This is a genomic window from Sporofaciens sp. St.21A7 (genome assembly GCF_059728535.1).
The window spans coordinates 1227193-1245133 of the sequence record NZ_BAAGFN010000001.1 but is presented as its reverse complement, the minus strand read 5'-3'; the positions used below and the strand labels follow the sequence as shown (position 1 = coordinate 1245133).

The 17941-nt window shown below is 51.2% G+C and carries 12 protein-coding genes; all 12 read right to left on the bottom strand.

All coding sequences use genetic code 11. From position 1 onward, the window contains the following. Positions 1–29 precede the first annotated feature (29 nt). A complete protein-coding gene (locus tag AC6I3O_RS06270) occupies positions 30–2114 on the bottom strand; it encodes a hypothetical protein (RefSeq protein WP_497850133.1) in 2085 nt (694 codons plus the stop codon). A 27-nt stretch (positions 2115–2141) separates the two neighbouring features. Continuing rightward, a complete protein-coding gene (locus AC6I3O_RS06265) occupies positions 2142–4844 on the bottom strand; it encodes a HAMP domain-containing protein (protein WP_497850132.1) in 2703 nt (900 codons plus the stop codon). A 90-nt stretch (positions 4845–4934) separates the two neighbouring features. Further along, positions 4935–5318, bottom strand: coding sequence for a DUF4280 domain-containing protein (locus AC6I3O_RS06260; protein WP_497850131.1), 384 nt, complete (start codon positions 5316–5318; stop codon positions 4935–4937). Further along, positions 5303–6079, bottom strand: a complete 777-nt coding sequence (locus AC6I3O_RS06255) for a hypothetical protein (RefSeq protein ID WP_497850130.1) — start codon at positions 6077–6079, stop codon at positions 5303–5305. The genes AC6I3O_RS06260 and AC6I3O_RS06255 overlap by 16 nt, the downstream gene beginning before the upstream one ends. Before the next feature lies 1 nt (position 6080). Continuing rightward, positions 6081–6659: a Pvc16 family protein gene (locus AC6I3O_RS06250; protein WP_497850129.1), complete on the bottom strand. Its 579-nt coding sequence runs from the start codon at positions 6657–6659 to the stop codon at positions 6081–6083. A 34-nt stretch (positions 6660–6693) separates the two neighbouring features. Then, positions 6694–8508, bottom strand: coding sequence for an MORN repeat-containing protein (locus AC6I3O_RS06245; protein WP_497850128.1), 1815 nt, complete (start codon positions 8506–8508; stop codon positions 6694–6696). 23 nt (positions 8509–8531) lie between these two features. Beyond that, entirely contained in the window at positions 8532–9413 is an 882-nt protein-coding gene (locus tag AC6I3O_RS06240) for a hypothetical protein (protein ID WP_497850127.1), read from the bottom strand. A gap of 7 nt (positions 9414–9420) precedes the next feature. Further along, a complete protein-coding gene (locus tag AC6I3O_RS06235) occupies positions 9421–11148 on the bottom strand; it encodes an Ig-like domain-containing protein (RefSeq protein ID WP_497850126.1) in 1728 nt (575 codons plus the stop codon). Then, on the bottom strand, positions 11145–12299 hold the full coding sequence (locus AC6I3O_RS06230) for a phage tail protein (protein ID WP_497850125.1): 1155 nt from the start codon (positions 12297–12299) through the stop codon (positions 11145–11147). Before AC6I3O_RS06230 ends, AC6I3O_RS06235 begins: the two co-directional genes overlap by 4 nt. A 108-nt stretch (positions 12300–12407) precedes the next feature. Next, entirely contained in the window at positions 12408–14531 is a 2124-nt protein-coding gene (locus tag AC6I3O_RS06225; RefSeq protein WP_497850124.1) for a baseplate J/gp47 family protein, read from the bottom strand. 18 nt (positions 14532–14549) lie between these two features. After that, positions 14550–17498: a baseplate J/gp47 family protein gene (locus AC6I3O_RS06220; protein WP_497850123.1), complete on the bottom strand. Its 2949-nt coding sequence runs from the start codon at positions 17496–17498 to the stop codon at positions 14550–14552. 6 nt (positions 17499–17504) lie between these two features. Beyond that, the gene (locus AC6I3O_RS06215) at positions 17505–17918 is read right to left on the bottom strand and encodes a GPW/gp25 family protein (RefSeq protein ID WP_497850122.1); all 414 of its coding nucleotides are present in this window, start codon (positions 17916–17918) and stop codon (positions 17505–17507) included. Positions 17919–17941 lie beyond the last annotated feature (23 nt).

The following is a 17941-nucleotide window of genomic DNA, read 5'->3' as shown; positions in this document are numbered from 1 at the left end:
TTCTTTCTCTCGGTTATTCCCCTAAGAATCTATATTCCTGCAATCAACGCCTTTTCAAACGCCTTTTCATCGTGTGCTTTTAAAAGTACCCCATAATCCACGCCAAGGCCTTGAAGCCTCTTATCCGCAGCGGCATATTTCTCCAGCGCTTGTGTGGCGGCCGCCTTCTGCTCATCATTGGGATCGTCCTGCAATCCTTGCGCTATTCCTCTCAGCCCATACTTCTTTTCCTTCATTTCTTCCAGAACGTCTTTCACCCGGTTCTGCAGGACTTTTTCAGCGCTGGAAGGATTTTTCTCTTTTACCTTTTTCATGACTCCCTGAGTCAGGTTCTTGCTGGCGCCGACTATAACAGCGCCATTTGAAACTGTCCCGACAATCTGATTTGCCAGATTTGCTTTATCACTGCGTTTCTTATCTTCGTCGGTTTCCGTCTTCTCCTTCAGCCCGGCGCTTACACTCCCGGTTATGGTGGAAATCAGGCCTGTGGAAAGGGTAGTCAGCCCAAAGATTCCGTTCATGAGCTGCTCATTTAATTTACCGGCCTTTCTTTCAAGCATCAGATAACCGGTCAGGACATCCTTCTCTTCTTCTGTGACGCCCCCTTGTTCCATCAGCAGTACCGCAATTTCTGCCCTGGTCCTCCCGGCGGAAGCTCCCGTTTTCTTTTCCTGTGCCGGCGCTCCGTCGTTTTCAGGTTCGCCGCCTTCTCCAGGCTCCTCTGCTTGAGGTCTCTCTGCTTCAGGAAAATACTTTTCTTTTATTCGATCTACTTTTTCGCCTGCCTTATCTCGGGCGTCTGCCACCTTCTTCCTGTTTTCCTTCAGCTTCAACATCTGATTGACAGATGATGAAAGACCGACAATCTGCGTAAAGCCCCCCAGTGCCAACGAAACATAGCCTGTCACCTTGGCGAACACACTCTTCCCCTGTCCTGCAAGGCCCGCAATCGCTTTGGCAACGCCGCAGACTCTGAGTAATATGGTAGCTGCATCGGAAATGATACCCAGTACTGCAAATGCGTTATCCCTTATGGCTCCCTTCTTTTGGCTGGCCTCCATTTCCTTACTCCATTTCGGCATATTCCGAAAGCCTTTGATCTTCTTTACCAAATCACGCAGAGAACCAACCAAAGCAATCATATTTACAACCAGGGAAATACTGTTGCCGAGTTTGGAATCGGCATATTCCTTATCCCAGGAGCTGGCTATTCCATTAGCCCCCATTGCCAGCTTATTGACGTCAAGCGCTTTATCTATCTTAGAGGAATTGAAGAAACGGGAAGCCCTGCCGCTGGCAAATGGATTCGATTGATGGTTTTCCAGCCCCTTTGCCAGCACCACCGCCGAATAAATATTCCCTCTTCTGGCTTCATTGACCTTTTTCAGCAAATCTGCAGCGCCATTTTCATTGTTCTGCGGTTCTTCCGGCTGATTACTCTTTAACTCCTTCAACTCCTGCAGCGTGTCGAAGGAACCGTCTGCCTCTCCGCCTTCTTGAATAATACCTTCATTTTCCATGGCAAGGGCACGCATTGGAGCCGCTATCTCATCAAGTGTTCCACTTTCTCCATTTCTGATGTGCTCCCCGTTTTCCTCCTCAGGCTTATTTCTTTTTACCTCCAAAGTCGGAACGTTTTCCTCTCTCCTTTCTTCCTCCGCAGGCTTAGGCTTACCCCTTTTTACCGTCAAAGTCGGAACCTCTCCCTCACCCGAACTCCATTCATCCTTCTTAGCCGGAGGTTTCGGATTATTTTCATTTACTATATGAGGCTGGGGCTGCGGTTCTGTCTCATTCCTTTCTCCATTTCTGGCCGCAGGCTTACTCCTTTTTACCACCAAAGTCGGAACTTCTCCCTCACCCCCGCTCCTTTCTCCATTTCTGGCCGCAGGCTTACTCCTTTTTACCACCAGAGTCGGAATCGCAGGTTCTCCCCTTTCAAGCGACGGCGTCTCTTTTTTTACTTCCTCGGTTCCGTCATTCCCGCCAGTATCATTCTGCACAGGCTTCTGTTCTACTGCCGCAGGCCCGGACGGACTGGCAGATGAATCATTCTGCGCCTTGTCGCCTTCTGTCACTTCCTCTATGGTATTCTCTAAAATATCATGATCCATTCTTTCACCTCATCTCTAATCAGCGCATTAAAACTTCTCGATTACCGTCTCCTTTTCCTCCTCATCAGCCATCTTGTAATACCGGTCGCACCGATACAGATATTCCTTTGCGGCCTTGTCTTTCCGGTGCTGCTTCAGCACTTCCACAAAGACAAGCCTTGCCTCATAGAACTTCCTGGCAACGAACAGCCCCACGCCCTTCTCGAACAACTCTTTCGTCAGATCCTTGTAATAGAATTCCTCCTCCGAATCCCCGTCATAGACGTCATAGACCCGCTCGTAAGTATGATTGGCGGAAAGGTAAATATTTCCCAGATACCTTGCATGATAATGCTCCTCAAAATCCGGTATCTGCCTATAGACCAGATGGGTGATGAGAATATGGGCGCCATATTTGTCCCCCTTTAACCGCAGCGTTTTCGCCAGGTCAGAATGGGCGGAGACCGCCGTCGCCTCCATCCTCTGCTCATGCCCGATGACGCCGATCATCACACGCCCATAGCTGATGGCAATGGTCCTGCCGCCTCCCGCCATCCGCTCATCCAGAAGGCGATGAATGTCAATAGCAGCGTCAAGCGCCTCCTGGCTTCCCACCGTAAAGAACGCCGACAGCCCCGTATCGTCAAAATGTTCCACAACGCCGCAATGTCCATTGATCGGCTCTACCAGCAGGGACAGCACACGGTTAATGTCCGTGTACACCTGTTCCGCCGACTGATACATCTTCTGTCTGGGATAATTCATGGCATGAAGAGACAGAATCGTCATGTCTCCAACCATCTGATCCCCCAGTTCCACATCCTGAATGGATTCTTTGTTCAGAAGCTCCAGAATCTTCGCAGGGATAAATTTATAATAACCGTCCGACATCCCCTGAATGTCCTGCACATATCTGGCAATTTCCAGTGACATCTGGTTAAATGCCGACGAGATATCCGCCACTTCATCGTGGCCGCGGACGGCTACCGTCACACCCAGATTTCCTGCCGCCAGTTTAAGCGCGCATTCTTTCAGCTCCTTTAAAGGACGCAGGAAGATATAAAGGATTACCATCAAAACCACTGTCAGGATTAAGAGCAGCGTAGACGAGGCATTCTTTAGATTCCACTGATAATACCAGATCTGGTAATCCAGAATATTCCCATCGCACGATACCGCTAATACGCCGAATTTCGTCCCGTCGCCAAGCGCCAGCGGAACAAACTGGTTGTTGCGCCTTCCATTACGGTTTTCGTCGCTTTTATTCACGATTTCCCCCGTATTGTAGGCATCATAGATGGCCTTAGAAATCTCAGAACTGTACACCCATTCCACCGGAACGCCGTAATATTCCGACATAGACTCACTGACGTACAGCCGTCCCTCTTCATCTCCATGGAAGATGCTGTATACATATATGGACAACTCTGTTCCACCTTTGATGGAAGGGTGGCTCATCCGCAAGGCGCGGTCGCCGGAAGGAAACTTTTCTGCGTCTGTCTCAATGTTATGTATGATATCCTCTTTGAGAATCTTCCCCATGGCAGACAAAGCCAACGTCTGGTTACGCTCTAGCTGCCGCCGCATAGATGATTCAATCCAATATTCCAGAAAACCGTCCATCACCAGCAGGCTCAACAGGAAAATCACACAGAGCCGTACCAGGATGGTCTGTACATGGTATTTGACACAGGCAATCCAGTAAAGGCACAGAAGAGCCGCCACGAGAAGAATTCCTGCATAGACCCAGCCCATCCTCTGCATGACTGCCGTAGGGACAAGGGTACATTCTCCAATATCCTGATGAACGCCATTCTGGTAGGAACAGATGGAAAGCCTTCCATCCGCATTCTCCATCCCGGCGCAGAACCCCTTCTGGGTACAATCCGGGCTTTGCAGTTCCTGAAACGTAAAGCCTGCATAATTCTTCCTAAGTTCTTCCGCCGAAAAAACCGTCTCTGAGGTCTGGCTGTCAAGGTCTATACTGCGGATACACTCTGCCTCATACTCCATCACATAGGCCCGCTCTCCGTCATCGCAGAGGCTCTTAAAGGCGCCTTTCCTGCCTGTGACGCCTTCGATTTCCAGATAATGGTCTGTCCCCGCTTCCTTTGCAAATACCTCTCCTTCGTAATCCATCCACAGAAGTACCTGATTCTTGCTTAAAAAAAACTGGGAATTGAGATAGGGATATTCCAGAGCGACGTGATCTAACCGCTCCCTTTTTCCATTTTCATCACAGACGTAGAGAACCGCCTCTCCCGGGCCGTTCTCATTATCCGGAATACAGATATAATAAAGTTTCCCATCCCGGATACACTGCATCCACACCTGGGCATAAGTATTTTCTTCCTCTGAGAGAAGAAAATCCGTCTCCTGAAAACGCCCTCTGTCAAAATCACACTGATAGACTTTGCCTCCCACGCCGTCCCAGGATTCTACGTCCGCCTCTTCAATGAACGCATAGGCGTTACCTGCGTCGTCAAAGAAAATCTGACGAATGATCCGGCACTGTTCCCGCTCATGCTTCTGGCAGACAATCATCTGCCCATGCTCTCCGTCCGGGTCGGAACGGATGATCCTTAATTTTTCCCCATCTCCCCGGTCTACATAATAGAGCTTGCCGTCCTGCAAATGAATCTGCTCAATATAATTGAGCTTAACCGTCTTTCCATAAATACTGGCTGCAGCAAATACAATGGCTGCAACAGCCAGAATTCCCCAGATACCACATAATATTTTTCTTCTCATTTTCATTCCTCGGATTCAATCTATCATTCCTTAATGGACGAAGTCCACCTGCCCGTATGGCATGCATCACGGTATACCCTATGCGCCGTACTACATCTGCACCGTCGGGCAGCCCGAATTGGTAAACTGTATCATTCCCCCATATGCGCAGGTCAGCTTGCACTGATCGTTCAGGGCCGGCTTGCCGCCCACCAGCACTTGGGGAACCCCCGGCGCCCACGGTCCTGCCGGAACCGGCGTGCAGGGCATGGGAGTCAGCACTCCCATTGCCGCCGCTGTCGCTGCCGCCACCATAGGATTCGCCATACTCTGGCACATCCCGAATGGAACGATATTTACAAAAGGGATATTATCGGAAATAGTTGCCAGCGGCATGGCTGACATAGTCTTTGCCGTTGGCAGTACGTTCAGTATGGAGGGCGCCATGCCGAAGGAACAGGTCATGGACGCACCGCCGGTCACACATAATCCCATGGTTCTTCACTCCTCTGTTTTAATATGAAATTGTTCTCACGTCCGCGGACAATCTCCAATTCCCCTTCCGTCACTTCACCGTCATTTTCACAGGCGTAATGCAGGAGACGTCTCTCCTGGCAAAGTTCCGGAAGCAATAGGTAAAATTCTCCTTCCTCATCCGCAATACTCTCCCTGGCCGGACAAATCAAGGTATCCCTCTTCTGGTAATCCCAAGCAAGGGGTTTTTTCAACCTGTACTGCTCCCCTTCCTCCCCGGGACGATCTGCACGGAAATATTCGCCTTCTTCCTTTCCTTTCTTCCAGACATACCAGAACATGCCTGAAATCCTGTCCTTTATATAGAAAGAAATCTCTTCCTCCCCTTTCCGGTAGTCGCGGATCAGCCTTACGTTCCCCTGACCGTCTCTCACATGGAACCTAAGCACACTCCCCGGCTTCGTCCTGCCCCGCACAACCGTCACGCCTTCCCGCAAGGGGTAAGCGGGGGACGGATACAGGAGAATCTCCTCCACACATGCCCCTGAATCTGCCGGAAGATGAAGCTTTTGCCGCTGGTAGACGCTCGATTCTATTTCCGCCTCGAACACAGGGCTTCCCACGTCAAGAAACAGGAAATACCCTTCCCTCTTCTTTTCTACCCTTCCCCCGGACAGGGTGCGAAGGGTAACTCCTGCCGACACCGGCTCTCCGGTAAAGGCGTCCCTCAGGCGCACTGCCTTGGACAGCCGTATTTTCCTTTCCTGTAATACCATATTCATCCTATGTATCCTTTCCGGTAAAACGGTAATCGATTTCCTGTACCCTTCTGACGGATTTCTTCCTTGTAGACGGAATCTCCACCGGTCCTGCCGAGTAGAACAGGGACGCCCGGTACGCCGCATTCGGCACCGTCCAGATCCGCGTCTTTACCTCTATGTCCAGATCCAGCATTTGCAGGCGGATATTCCCGCCTCCCGGTTCCCCGGTGGGCGTAAAGGTATCAGGCTTTAACGCCGCCTTATCCCGGAACGCCTGTATCACTCTTCCCAAAATCTGGTGTTCCTGTACTGCCCGGTATTTTAAGTCGCTCTGCAAATAGAGGGTGAGCATATAGTAAAGCGTCAGATAGGTGGAGGGGTAACGCTGGGCGTTCCGTCCGATATCTGCCATCTCATGAGCCTGTATCGAGTTATCTGCCTTCACGTCATAGAGCCACAGGCCCACCACATAATCCCCGTGATCCTCCGGAGAACACAGCCCGATCTGATCCGGGCTGTTCAACAGTTCCGGGATTAACGCCTCTTTTAACAGCGTCAGTATCCCGTTCCCCGTATCCGCAATCTTCGTATAATCTGCCATAGTTTCCCTTTCTGTATCTTCACCTGCACATCTCTTAGTTCCCAGTTCCTGCCTGATTCGTCTGAGTATTCCCCGTATTCACTCCCGACACATTTGTGACCGGGTCCGGCTGGGTCAGTACGCCATACTTAAATTGGCCGGTTTCCAGAACCATCCCGGAGTAAGGGTCGTAACGAGTCCCGTGCCCGAAATACTGTCCCCGGATAAAATCTCCCTCATACAAAAGATTTCCCATGTCGTCCCACAGCTTCCCGGTTCCGTAATACTCGCCGTTTAAGAATCCTCCTTCGTAAATCAGCCCTCCGTTAGACGGCTGGTATAACTTGCCGTTTCCGCTATACTGTCCTTTATAGAACTCTCCGTCATACAACAGGGCTTCCGTCTCGGAATCGGTCAGTTTTCCCATTCCCTGATACAACCCGTCCACAAAGGTTCCGTCATAAATCACCAGAACCTTGTTATCGTCATAGAGCTTGCCTTCCCCGTTGAACACATCCGACTGAAAGCTTCCTTCATACACGATGTCGCCTTTTCCGGTAAAGACCTTCCCCAGGCCTTCCTTCTTTCCATTGGCAAACGCCCCTTCATACATAAATGCACCGTCCTCATAGAACAGAGTCCCCTCGCCGTCATACTCGCCTTTGGAAAAACTGCCCTCATAGACCAGCTCGCCCTTGTCGTAGATCTTTCCTTCGCCTTCGTACTCATCCTTGGCAAATTCCCCTTCATAGACGACATTTTCCTCGGCGTCATATGTGGTTCCGCTTCCCTCTTTTTTTCCCTTCACAAAGCTGCCTTCATAGGCAAGGACGCCGTTCTCGTAGAGCTTGCCGTCTCCCTCGTACTGGTCTTCCACAAAATCTCCCGCATACACAAGCTGCCCTTCCTCGCCCAGCAGAGTTCCCTCGCCGCTCTTCTTTCCGTCTACAAAGTCTCCGTCATAGACGAGGGCTCCCTCCTCATAGAGCTTTCCTTCTCCTTCGTACTCGCCGTCTGTATTGACCGTTCCCTCATAGACCACATTTCCCTCTTCGTCCGTCAGGACCACCTCCTGCAAAAGAGGCTCACCGTCCTCGAAGGTTCCCGTGGCGACCACATTTCCCTCTTCGTTATAGAGGGTTCCCTGTCCCTCCATCTCGCCTTTGACGAAAGTTCCCACATACTGCTTCTGTCCATCTGGAAAATAGAGCGTCCCGTTCCCTTCATACAGGCCGTTCTTGAAATCTCCCTTATATTTCAGATTGCCCTCCCTGTCATAGAGGGTTCCCCGGCCTTCATACTGATTCAGAAGGAAAGAACCCTTGTAGCACAGAGTCTTACTGTTCTCATAATACAGTTCCCCCTCGCCGGAGTAGGCTTCCATCTCAAAATTCCCCTCGTAGAGCAGGAAACCAGAATAGGTGTAGAGTTTCCCGTTTCCGTTAATCCTGCCCTCCTCCATCCTTCCCTTGAAGATCAGTTCCCCGTCTTCCCGGGACAGAAGTTCAACCTTGCCGGTATATCCCACCATCTCGTGGGAATTGAGAACCATGGTCTTCGTGAAGAAATGGGACACCAGAATAGGGTGCAGCAGCTTGATATACAATACCGGCACAATGATCGCCGCAAGCAGGATGACAAAGACCAGCCGTTTCAGCACATAATATCTGCCGATGGAAAAATAATCCCCGATGACCCGTTCCTTCTTGTCCTTCTTCTGGTTGACTCCCTTACGGACATCGGTAAGAACCTTCGAGGCAAAGGAATCCGGGCTGAGGGTCCGCTTTGCCTTGCGGATGACGACCTGGACCGGCGCCATCAATACATGTGAAAGTCTTCTGGCAGTACGCCCGATAAGTCCGCCCTGCATATCTGATACCTCCTAACTGTATTTCACCTTGTCTGCTCCGTCTCCTTAATCTTGAGGGTCCCAATCTGCCCGAAGGACACCCCGTTATCCGAAAGCGCAGGATTGGGCAGGCTCCACAGAAGATAAATCGCAGCCGACACAATCAGCGCCGCCGCAAGCGCCGTTCTCACCGTCGGCAGCATTTTCTTAAAGCGCTCCCAGGCCCGCCACCAGAAACGCCCGGATTCTAACTCCCTGTGTTCCGTCTTGGCAAGCACTGTCTCATAAACTTCATCATATGCCACATAACAGTCCCACAGATACCCATACCGCCCTTCGTCCAGATCCATCACGAATTCTGCCAGATCCCGGGATTTCTTCTGTTCCAGCTCCCGGGCGAACAACTCATGGACGATCCCGCCGGCACGATTTATCAGATCCTTTTCCTGCACCTGCCAGTAGTAATTAATTTCCGTAAAAAAGTAATTGAACCGAACCCCCAGAGAATCATCCAACACAATATTTTCTTTCCGCAAGGCTTCGTACACAAAACATTCCGGCATATTCAGCAGAAAAATCTGTGCAAAAATATTTTTCAAGATCACAAGACGTTCCCGCAGATGGAAGTTCCCCTCCTCCAACGCCTGCTGCAGTGACTTCCCGGACGCATAATGGAAAATCACATAATATCTTCCGTCCGCATTAAAGCTGGCGTAAAGATCCCGGAAGGAAAGGCTGACATTCTGCTTCGTGGTCATGGGAATCAGCTTTCTGGCAAGCTCCATATCCCGGACGCATGCCACTGTATAAAGCCCCTCCTCCCGGCGGTCTGCGTCGCACCCCAGATACAGGTCAATGTTTCCGGAGACCGTGGTCTTAATCTTAGAAATCAGTTCAAACTGCATATTCTGAAACTTGATTACCATATCCGCCTCACTCTTTCTCCCTCACCACTACGAATGTGGACGCCTGTACTTTTGGATAAGCCATGCTGGAAACCGTAATGTGGAAGATACCTGCCGTCTCCGGTGCGGTATACTTTCCGTTTTTGTCAATGGTTCCGCCCTCCGGGTCCCGTACCGTCCATTTCAGCCGTTCATCCGTGAAGCCTTCCAGCACTGCCGTAAATACCACGCTGTCACCCACGAATACATTGGGATTATCCGGCTGTATGAAGATATGCTTCTTCTTGGCTGACTCCGGCTTTCGTATTTCGTTGCGAAGAGCCGTCCAGTGAACCCGCACCTGTCTGGCCCCGTCATTTTTCAGGATTTTAAGCCCGATCTCAAAGGTTCCCTCTGCGGGTTCCAGCTTTGCTCCCAGAGAGCCTGCGAACCCGTGGACGCTCTCGAAGAGGGACGCATCCCCGTATAACATCTGGGTATCCTCCTCAAAATCATCATCCACCTCATAACCAAGCAGGATGGTCACAGAGCCGAAGCCCAGCCCGTGAACAATATCATCCGAGTATAGAATCTCGCCCGGGCGCATGTTTCCGATATCGAATACGATTTCTCCGTATGCCGCCCGCAGAGGCTTCTCCTCACTTTGGGTCTTCTGGTTCTCTATTTCCAGACGCTCTGTCTCCATAAGCCGCTTCACATCCTGAGAAAGCTTTCCAATCATTGCCGCCGCAATCTCACTGTGCAGGACCTTCTGGTCAAAAGGAAGAGGCTCGATGCGCTCAATCAGGCAGACGCCCCCAGCCCGCACCACGTAGATTTTCGCCAGGTAGATTCCTTGCTGGAACGTATTTCCTACAATATAGTCCATTGCTGTCTTATAATATTCGGACTGCATCGTCTCATAGCTGTCCCTGCTGCTGACATATCCGCTGCTGACACAGGGCTTTGTCTCTGTATATACCTTGCCGCCTGTCTGAAACTGAAAGCTTCCCTCCACCATAGAGATTTCCGCCTGTACCTCCTGTACACCTGCCACTTTCAGGGGGATTTCCATGCGGTATCTGGTATCCTTCACTAAGTCCTTACTGTCAAACGCCACCCGAACCCGATTGCCTTCCCCGCTGGTAAGAAACGACAGTTCCAGCTCATACTCAAAGGAAAACTCCTGCTGCCCCCCATGCTCAATCTCTATAGTAAGGACAGCGTCCTTACCAGCCTCTAAGAATCTGGGAAATATCTGGAAGATTCGGGTTCCCTGGCCCCGCCAGACTTCCTTACGCTCCTCATACAGCCGTTCCGGCGTAAAAATCTCCCGCTCCGGTTCCTCCTGTGTGACGAACAGACGGTATCCTTCTTTGTATTTATTGTATTCACTTCCGTTTTTCCCTGCGGTTCCCGCCACGTTATGCATCAGTTCATAAGCTTCTTCCTGATATTCCAGGCACAGATAGTAAAAGCCCGCGTCCTGATCCTCGCCGTAGCCTTCCAGTTCCGACACCTTCCGGATTGCCGGCTCGTCCAGCACGATTTCCCGTCCCGCAAAGTCCAGGGCAAGCCCCCGCTCCACGGAAATGCTCTCGTCATCCACTTCCACGACCCCAAGCCCGCAGACCACGCCGGAGCCAAACAAGAAACGGTTGATGGTCCTTCGCTTGTCGTTAAAATATTTCTGCTCTGTCTCAAAATCTTCTACGGACAGCAGCTTCCCATAAAAATATCGGTTTCTCTCGAATGGAAAGCTTTTCAAGTTCTTCATATCTCTGTTTCCTCCTTTGCCTCGGCTTCTGCCGTACCCACGATGGAAGGGATGGCAGACATTCCTCTTAGATTCACCTGCTCATATGCCACCAACATGCTGTTGACCCCTGCATATACATTCTGCCCCAGATAGATCCCCGGGCGCAGGATGACCAGATGGATACGGATATGTGCGGGCTTCATGTCCTCGATCATTTTCTTTAATGCGTGCTGCTCCCTCAGGGAACATACTGCCTGTTCCCGCACGAACACACTTACCTCGTAAGACCCCCATGCATAGGATTTTTTTAAACTCTGGTACGCCGCCGGGTTATCCCGGTAACGCTCAATGTCAGAGTATTCCAGAAAGAAGGGGCGCTCTCCCGTAAAGGTGCTGATGACATGTTCCATGTATTCCCTGGTCCCGCGTATCAGATTCTTTGCCACGATTCCCATGAGAAGACGCCGTAACCGTTCTTCCTGCCACAGATGCGCATTGGTAATTCCCACCCATTTGGCAAGCCATCTCAAAAATTCAGGCTCCGCTACCTCTGGGTCTAACTGTCTTGCACAGTCTCCGATCTTTTCATCCAAATCCTGATACACTGCCTCGAACATCCCCAGGAACCTTCCTAAGAAATCTTCCTTTCCCCCTGTCTGGTAGATTGCAGGCAGATAGGAGAGGAAACTGCGGTTTCCGGCATATATCTTCATGTGGCTGATTTCGGGGAGGAAACCAGCCTGACAGAACAACTGCACTTCCAGCCACAGATACCTTCCTCTTGCATGGTACAGCAGGATATCTCTGGGATTCTGTACGATATGGGCGAGAAACGGCTCCATGAGCCGACGCTTTTTCTCCAGAGGGATTTCCCTGTCACGAAACAACGCCTCCCAGGGACAAAGCCTGCCGTCCACCGGTACAGAGTCCCGGTCGCTGCAATAGATGTAGAACTTAATGGAATCGTCTCCGTAGTCCTTGCTTTCAATAACGGCCCTGTGCCACTGGTTCCCATCCTCGCCGCTGTCTAACAGACGGGAAATGAACGTGCCGTTCTGGGATGCTCCTTCTTCTAAGGCAATCCCCTGCCCTGTCATCCGAATCCCATTCTGATACCCGGATTCATAATCTCTCTTTTTATTAAATACGAAATATCTTAGCTGCTCCAAACCTATCGCCTCTCTTATCTGCTTCTACCTGCCTAAGCCATATTTGCCGCAGAACCGTTCATCGAATTGCCAGCCATACCTTCGCCGGCCTGTCATCCCCGTGCTTTGTCAGAAGTCTGTCTCCCCTGCCGTAAAAATCCGGATATCCGTCTCTTTCAAATAAGGCAGCCCATTGGGCGGCAACTTCACATCCCCATTCACCAGATGGCGGTATCCTCTTCCTCTTGCCTCCACAGACAAAGACCTTACCTGCCACACGCAGGGCAGAATGTCAATGATTCCGTAGAGTACGCTGCCGGAGACCGGTTTCCCAATCTCCCAGGAATGCTCATTCACGTAAGAACTCACCGCCTCCTCAATCATTTCCTCTGCGTCCGTGAACTGAGGACGGATGACAATCTCGGCAAACACTGCGATTCCCACATACTCTGGATTCAACAGGCGGATAGATGTGCCCAGCATCTTCCCCTTCTGCAATGCCTGTTCCAGATTCCGCCTATACTTCTCACTGAGCCGTTTATCTCTCTTTTGATAACTTAATGGACGCACCACAATGGCAATCTCATTTTCCCGGAAGGAGTCCTGTGCCTCTCCTGACTCTGTGACGGGAATCACCTTGCAGTCCTTGATTAACAGCCCCGGCGTCTGCCGGACCAACTGCTCATAGTCTGCATAGGTCACGCCCCGGTTGATGTTCCTAAGCTTCTGCCTGATCCGCTCATAGCAGTCTTCTACCGTCTCATTGTCCCTGCCGCCGCAGGTCGGCCGGTACTGCCTCACCAGAAGTTCGGGACAGTCGCCGCATTCCCGGATTCTTCCTGCTTTGATATTGCCCGACTGCCCGTCGCACACCCGCAGACGGAGCAGAAGGATTTCCCCATCCGGGGCCATGCCGTTTTCACAGTTGCCGAACAACAGCCGGTTCTCTGCCAAATCAAGGACGTATACCATGTCTTCCGGCGTACATCCGTCAAAATCTTCCACCCGCCGGTAGGGATAGAATCTGCCGTCCTGCCGATCCCAGACCATGATCTCAAATTCATCATAGACGATATCCGGGATATCCAGCCAGTATTCCTGATTGGCATATGCCTTGCCCGTACCGATTTTCCGCCGTTTCCGAAATTCTTTCTCGTAGGCGGCAAGCCTGACCTTTAAGGCTCCTCCTTCTTCTGTCTGCTCCTGCCAGCAAAAGGAATAAACCACGTCGCCTTCCCTTGTCTCTTCCCTCTCCTTAACCGGAACCTGCACAAAACCGTCCTCAACCTGGACGTAAATCTCTGCCTGCCCCATCTTCGCAAGATACATTCCACTCTTAACCCTATACATCCCGCCCCCGCAAGGGACTGCCTCACAGTCTTCGTAATCACAGAAGGAATACTGCTGCCTTACCTCTATCTCGTTAAAGTAAATGTTCTGGATCAGCGGCGCCACGTCGTAATCATTCTCTGACAATGTTACACGAATCTGCCATGCGCCATACTCCAAGTCCTCCACCATTTCACCGGGCAGATGGAATCCAATCTTCCCGCTCTGCAAAAAGGCGTAGGTAGTATCAAAATCCACCGGCAGCTCCTCCCACCCGTTCTCAGACTGGTATTCCCAATGAATCTTGGCAAGGGGAACGAAGTCCGCTCCAATGGGATTGCGTGCCACCTCGTATTCTGTGCAGATATCAAAGGTCAACACCGTCTGTCCCCCGGTATCAAAACCACGATCCATGACGAAGCAGCATCGGTTTCCTGCCTTTGGCTGCTCCCCAAAGGGATACAGGCGCATTCTTTTTTCCAAATCATTTCCGATATTGACGTACTGCTCCAATGCTTCTCCGTTCAGGAGGTATGCCCCGATCAGCTTTATGGGACGGGGAAATTCTTTCTGTATCGTCTCGAAGGTCATATTTCCGGCGAAAAACCGGGCGCCTTTTAAGATCGGATACTGGCTGCCCATGGAACCTGCCGGCAGTTCCACGCTCACCGCTCCCTTTGCGGGGCAGGCATGCTCCATACTGGTTCCAAGGAGTTTCAGGTATTTCTGCCGTTTCCAGCCTCCAATCTGGCTGATATGATACTGCTGTATCTCTTTGAGCCAGGAAAGCAGCCCGATCAGCATCATACCCGGATCGGACTGATTATAGTTGGTCCATTCCGGACACTCTCCCGGGATTCGGAAAATGGCGTCCTCCTCGATTTCCCGGTAAGATTTATCATCCAGATTCAAATCATAGAACATCTCCTATGCTCCCTTTCTCTATTGTTGAAATTCCACCACTACCTCATGAAAGCCGCTTTTGGGCAGCCGGTAGAAAGGCAGCAGCCGTTCTTCGTTGACTTCATATTCCGTGAACCGCCCGCTTCTGTATTTGCGCAGGGACAGTTGGCTGATGTATTTAACGCCCTCTACCTGTTTTAATGCGTGGATGATCTGGTTCTGGTCCGGAAGTATGCCGATTTCCCATCCGTCCCCGTAAAAATTCCCATGGAGTGCATTCAGGAACCTGTCTAATTCCTGCCGTACCCGTTTCGTTACCGCAAAGACCTCGCCTTCTTTGGCAAGCTCTACTGACACCTTTACATCCAGCCGTATCAGATCCGGCATTACAATATGGAACCTGCCCAGATGGACAATGTTCTGATCCATATGGGAGGACAGGTATTGACAGATCCTCCTTCTGGTGCGCTCGAAGCTATAGGCGCTCTCTCCGTAGTCTCCGGGAAGTACCACCAAGGTAATGGCTCCTTCCTGGCGTGCGCCTTTCTCGTCATAACCTGCAAAACATTTTACCTTGCAGATATCCCGTGCGGCTTCCCTTGCCATGTCTTCGTAGTCTTCGGCAGAGACGCACCTTCTGCCGTGGCGCAGAAGGCTTGCACTCCTTGCCACGGACTCCATCACCGTCTCCCCGTCAAGGCCGCACACCGTGGCCATAGGATTGAACACCGTATTGATAAATCCGATGGTACGGTCTAACCGTTCGATTCTCCCTGCCGGCACATTTCCCTTGTTTCCCTGGCTGTGCCGGTAGGATACACGGATTTCAATCTCATCCATCTGGTTTTGCCCGGCATTTTCCATGTATTTGGGGAAGGTAATCTGTCCCGTCCGCCAGTCGGCGGCATACTCATTCCTGCCGCCGCTGCCGGCGTCAAGCTCCTCCACCTCTGTCCATAATTCCCAGGACTGCCCCAGGCCGCGCTGGTAATCCTTCCTCCCTAATACCCGGACTTCTAAGCTGCAAATGTCCTGACAGGCAAGCCAAATCTCCTTTTTCTCGGCTCTGGGCGCAAGCGTAAAGTTCTCTTCTACGCTCTCAGCGCCAAGGACACTGGTAGCATTGGGGTAAATGCCCTCAATCTTGGGGCAGTTATCTTCTTTGCCGCCTCTTTTCCTGTCTCCTGCTTCCTCTTTGCTGCCTTCACTGAGCCGAATCCAGTATAAGTCCTGCCCGAACAAATTTCCCTGACAGCTATCGTCCCGTCCATACCAGGAAATCAGCCCTGTGTGCGCGAATCCTTCGGTTCCGTCGGCAGGATGCATTTCCTTCCATCCTTCTTTTGTCAGATATTCCCATCTAAGCCCTGTAAGTTTTCCCTGAACCGTGTCGTGCATGACGAACAGAAGTTTCAGAGGACCTCCCACAGGGGGCTGTGTGAATCCGAAATAGCAGGTCTTTTCTTTCTCCGGCCTTGCCTCGCATGCCGGAAATGCGAATCCTTCCCGCCCCATTTCTGCCGCGCCATGGACGTTAAGCTCCATGTTATTGCGGCAAAACATCACTTTCGGGCGCAGCGGATTGTCCTCATAACTGTAGCTTAGTGAAAAATTCCCTGCCACCGGCGCAATATACGCCCCTCTGGTCTTATAGGCGTTATTCATACGGATGATCCTTGCACGGATACAGTAATTTTCCGCGGAGCTGATAAGCGCCCGCTCCACATCCGCCGGACAGGTGAATTCCATCTTCCGCCGTACCCCCCGCATCCCTTCCTCTACCGCAAATATGCCGCCGTACTGTCCGGATACGGAAAGCCTCTTCCATCCGTACCCATTGTAATATTCCCAGATGACTTCCCGGATGGTGATGTCATACTCCTGTTCCGGCACGAATTCCTTCTTGCGCATAATCCGCTTCCAGGATATTTTCATCCCCGAGGCTGCTTCTTCGATGGGAATCCTGACGAAATCAAGGTCAAACTCTATGCTGATGTGGGCGCCTGCCTTTCCGAAGATTTCCCCGCTTCCGATGTAGAATTCATCATACACCGAAGGATTCGCCCCGAACGCCAAAAATTCTTCCATCTCCTGTTCCGTGCCGTTCACGTTGATAAATTCTGGTCTTAGCCCCAGACATTTTGTTCCCAGAGAAGCCTCACGGAAATAGATCCCGGAGAAATATTCTGCATCCAGGACTTCTGCCATAATCACGTACATTCCCCCGTACTCTTCCATAGGCGCGATTCCCTGCTCTCCTCCCTGAATCGGAAAACAGAGGGTTCCGTCTTCATATGTCAGGTCTGCAATACCGCAGAATTCTTCTCCTGTCCCGTAAAAGAAACGGATTCGCCCAGAGTCAAGAAACGCTTCCCGAAGCCCTTCTATTTCGGATGACCTTGCCTCTGGCACGAAGGACAGCCTGGCGTCTGCATGGCTTGTGATTTCCAGTTCCCGCCCGAAACAGAAATACAGCAAATGCTGCTGCAGGTTCTCTTCCCCGTCCTGAAACAAAAAAAAGGAGGGAGCCGAATCTCTTTTCTTACTGTAAAGTTCATAGATGGTATCTTCTTTGGGCTTTGCAAGGAAAATATGCTCAAGCTCCATGGTCTTGACCAGCACTTCCTCCTGAGTCTCGAATACAAGCTGCCCGTCCGGCCCCTGGGCAAGCAGACGGGTCTGCCTTGGGACTTCCGCCTCCCCCACATACCCCTCGGGCAGTGCAAAGACCACAAATCCCTCTGCCGGGCTTGCCGGATACAGTTTCGCATTGACCCCGTCAAAAAAGGAAAACAGATCTCCTGCTACGGACATATTAAATTTTTTGATGTTGTCATGCATCAGGCCGGCAAATATGGATACCAGCGCGGTTCCGGCGTCCGGCTGTTCCTCGTCATACCGCCACTCTGGCACATACTGCTTTGCACAGTTCCTCATATAGCCGATAATGTCCTCTTTCGACATTTTCTCCATCTGCGGAATATCCATAACAAACTACTCTCCTTCGTTGATATAAAAAGGGTATACCTGGTTATACTGATTGTTGGTGGCGCGGACCACATAGCTTAAATGGATGGTCAGCATGCCCTGGTCGATCTGCTCGTCGCTGACTTCGGCCTCTATGTCTTTGATTCTTGGCTCCCACCGGATCAACGCCCGCTCGATTTCGGTTTTCATGGAATACAGGTTCGTGTAATCCGCCGTCTCGAATGCATATTCCTGGATTCCGCAGCCGAAATCCGGATGCATGGGCAGCTCTCCTTTCCGGGTTCCGATGATGATGCGGACGGACTCTCGGATACTGTCCTCGTTGGACGACATCCGTATCCGTCCTGTGGCTTTGTCGATTCCTACCGGGAATTTCCAGCCAGTCCCTAAAAATGCTTTCACGCTGTCTCTTGGTTCCATAAGGGCTGCCTCCTTTCTGTCAT

What these genes read in the sequence shown, in the direction of transcription:
- AC6I3O_RS06245 (WP_497850128.1), bottom strand. Translation starts at nt 8,508, where the DNA reads ATGCAGGGCGGACTTATCGGGCGTACTGCCAGAAGACTTTCACATGTA.
- AC6I3O_RS06220 (WP_497850123.1), bottom strand. Translation starts at nt 17,498, where the DNA reads ATGGATATTCCGCAGATGGAGAAAATGTCGAAAGAGGACATTATCGGC.
- AC6I3O_RS06260 (WP_497850131.1), bottom strand. Translation starts at nt 5,318, where the DNA reads ATGGGATTATGTGTGACCGGCGGTGCGTCCATGACCTGTTCCTTCGGC.
- AC6I3O_RS06225 (WP_497850124.1), bottom strand. Translation starts at nt 14,531, where the DNA reads ATGTTCTATGATTTGAATCTGGATGATAAATCTTACCGGGAAATCGAG.
- AC6I3O_RS06250 (WP_497850129.1), bottom strand. Translation starts at nt 6,659, where the DNA reads ATGGCAGATTATACGAAGATTGCGGATACGGGGAACGGGATACTGACG.
- AC6I3O_RS06270 (WP_497850133.1), bottom strand. Translation starts at nt 2,114, where the DNA reads ATGGATCATGATATTTTAGAGAATACCATAGAGGAAGTGACAGAAGGC.
- AC6I3O_RS06240 (WP_497850127.1), bottom strand. Translation starts at nt 9,413, where the DNA reads ATGGTAATCAAGTTTCAGAATATGCAGTTTGAACTGATTTCTAAGATT.
- AC6I3O_RS06265 (WP_497850132.1), bottom strand. Translation starts at nt 4,844, where the DNA reads ATGAGAAGAAAAATATTATGTGGTATCTGGGGAATTCTGGCTGTTGCA.
- AC6I3O_RS06255 (WP_497850130.1), bottom strand. Translation starts at nt 6,079, where the DNA reads ATGAATATGGTATTACAGGAAAGGAAAATACGGCTGTCCAAGGCAGTG.
- AC6I3O_RS06215 (WP_497850122.1), bottom strand. Translation starts at nt 17,918, where the DNA reads ATGGAACCAAGAGACAGCGTGAAAGCATTTTTAGGGACTGGCTGGAAA.
- AC6I3O_RS06235 (WP_497850126.1), bottom strand. Translation starts at nt 11,148, where the DNA reads ATGAAGAACTTGAAAAGCTTTCCATTCGAGAGAAACCGATATTTTTAT.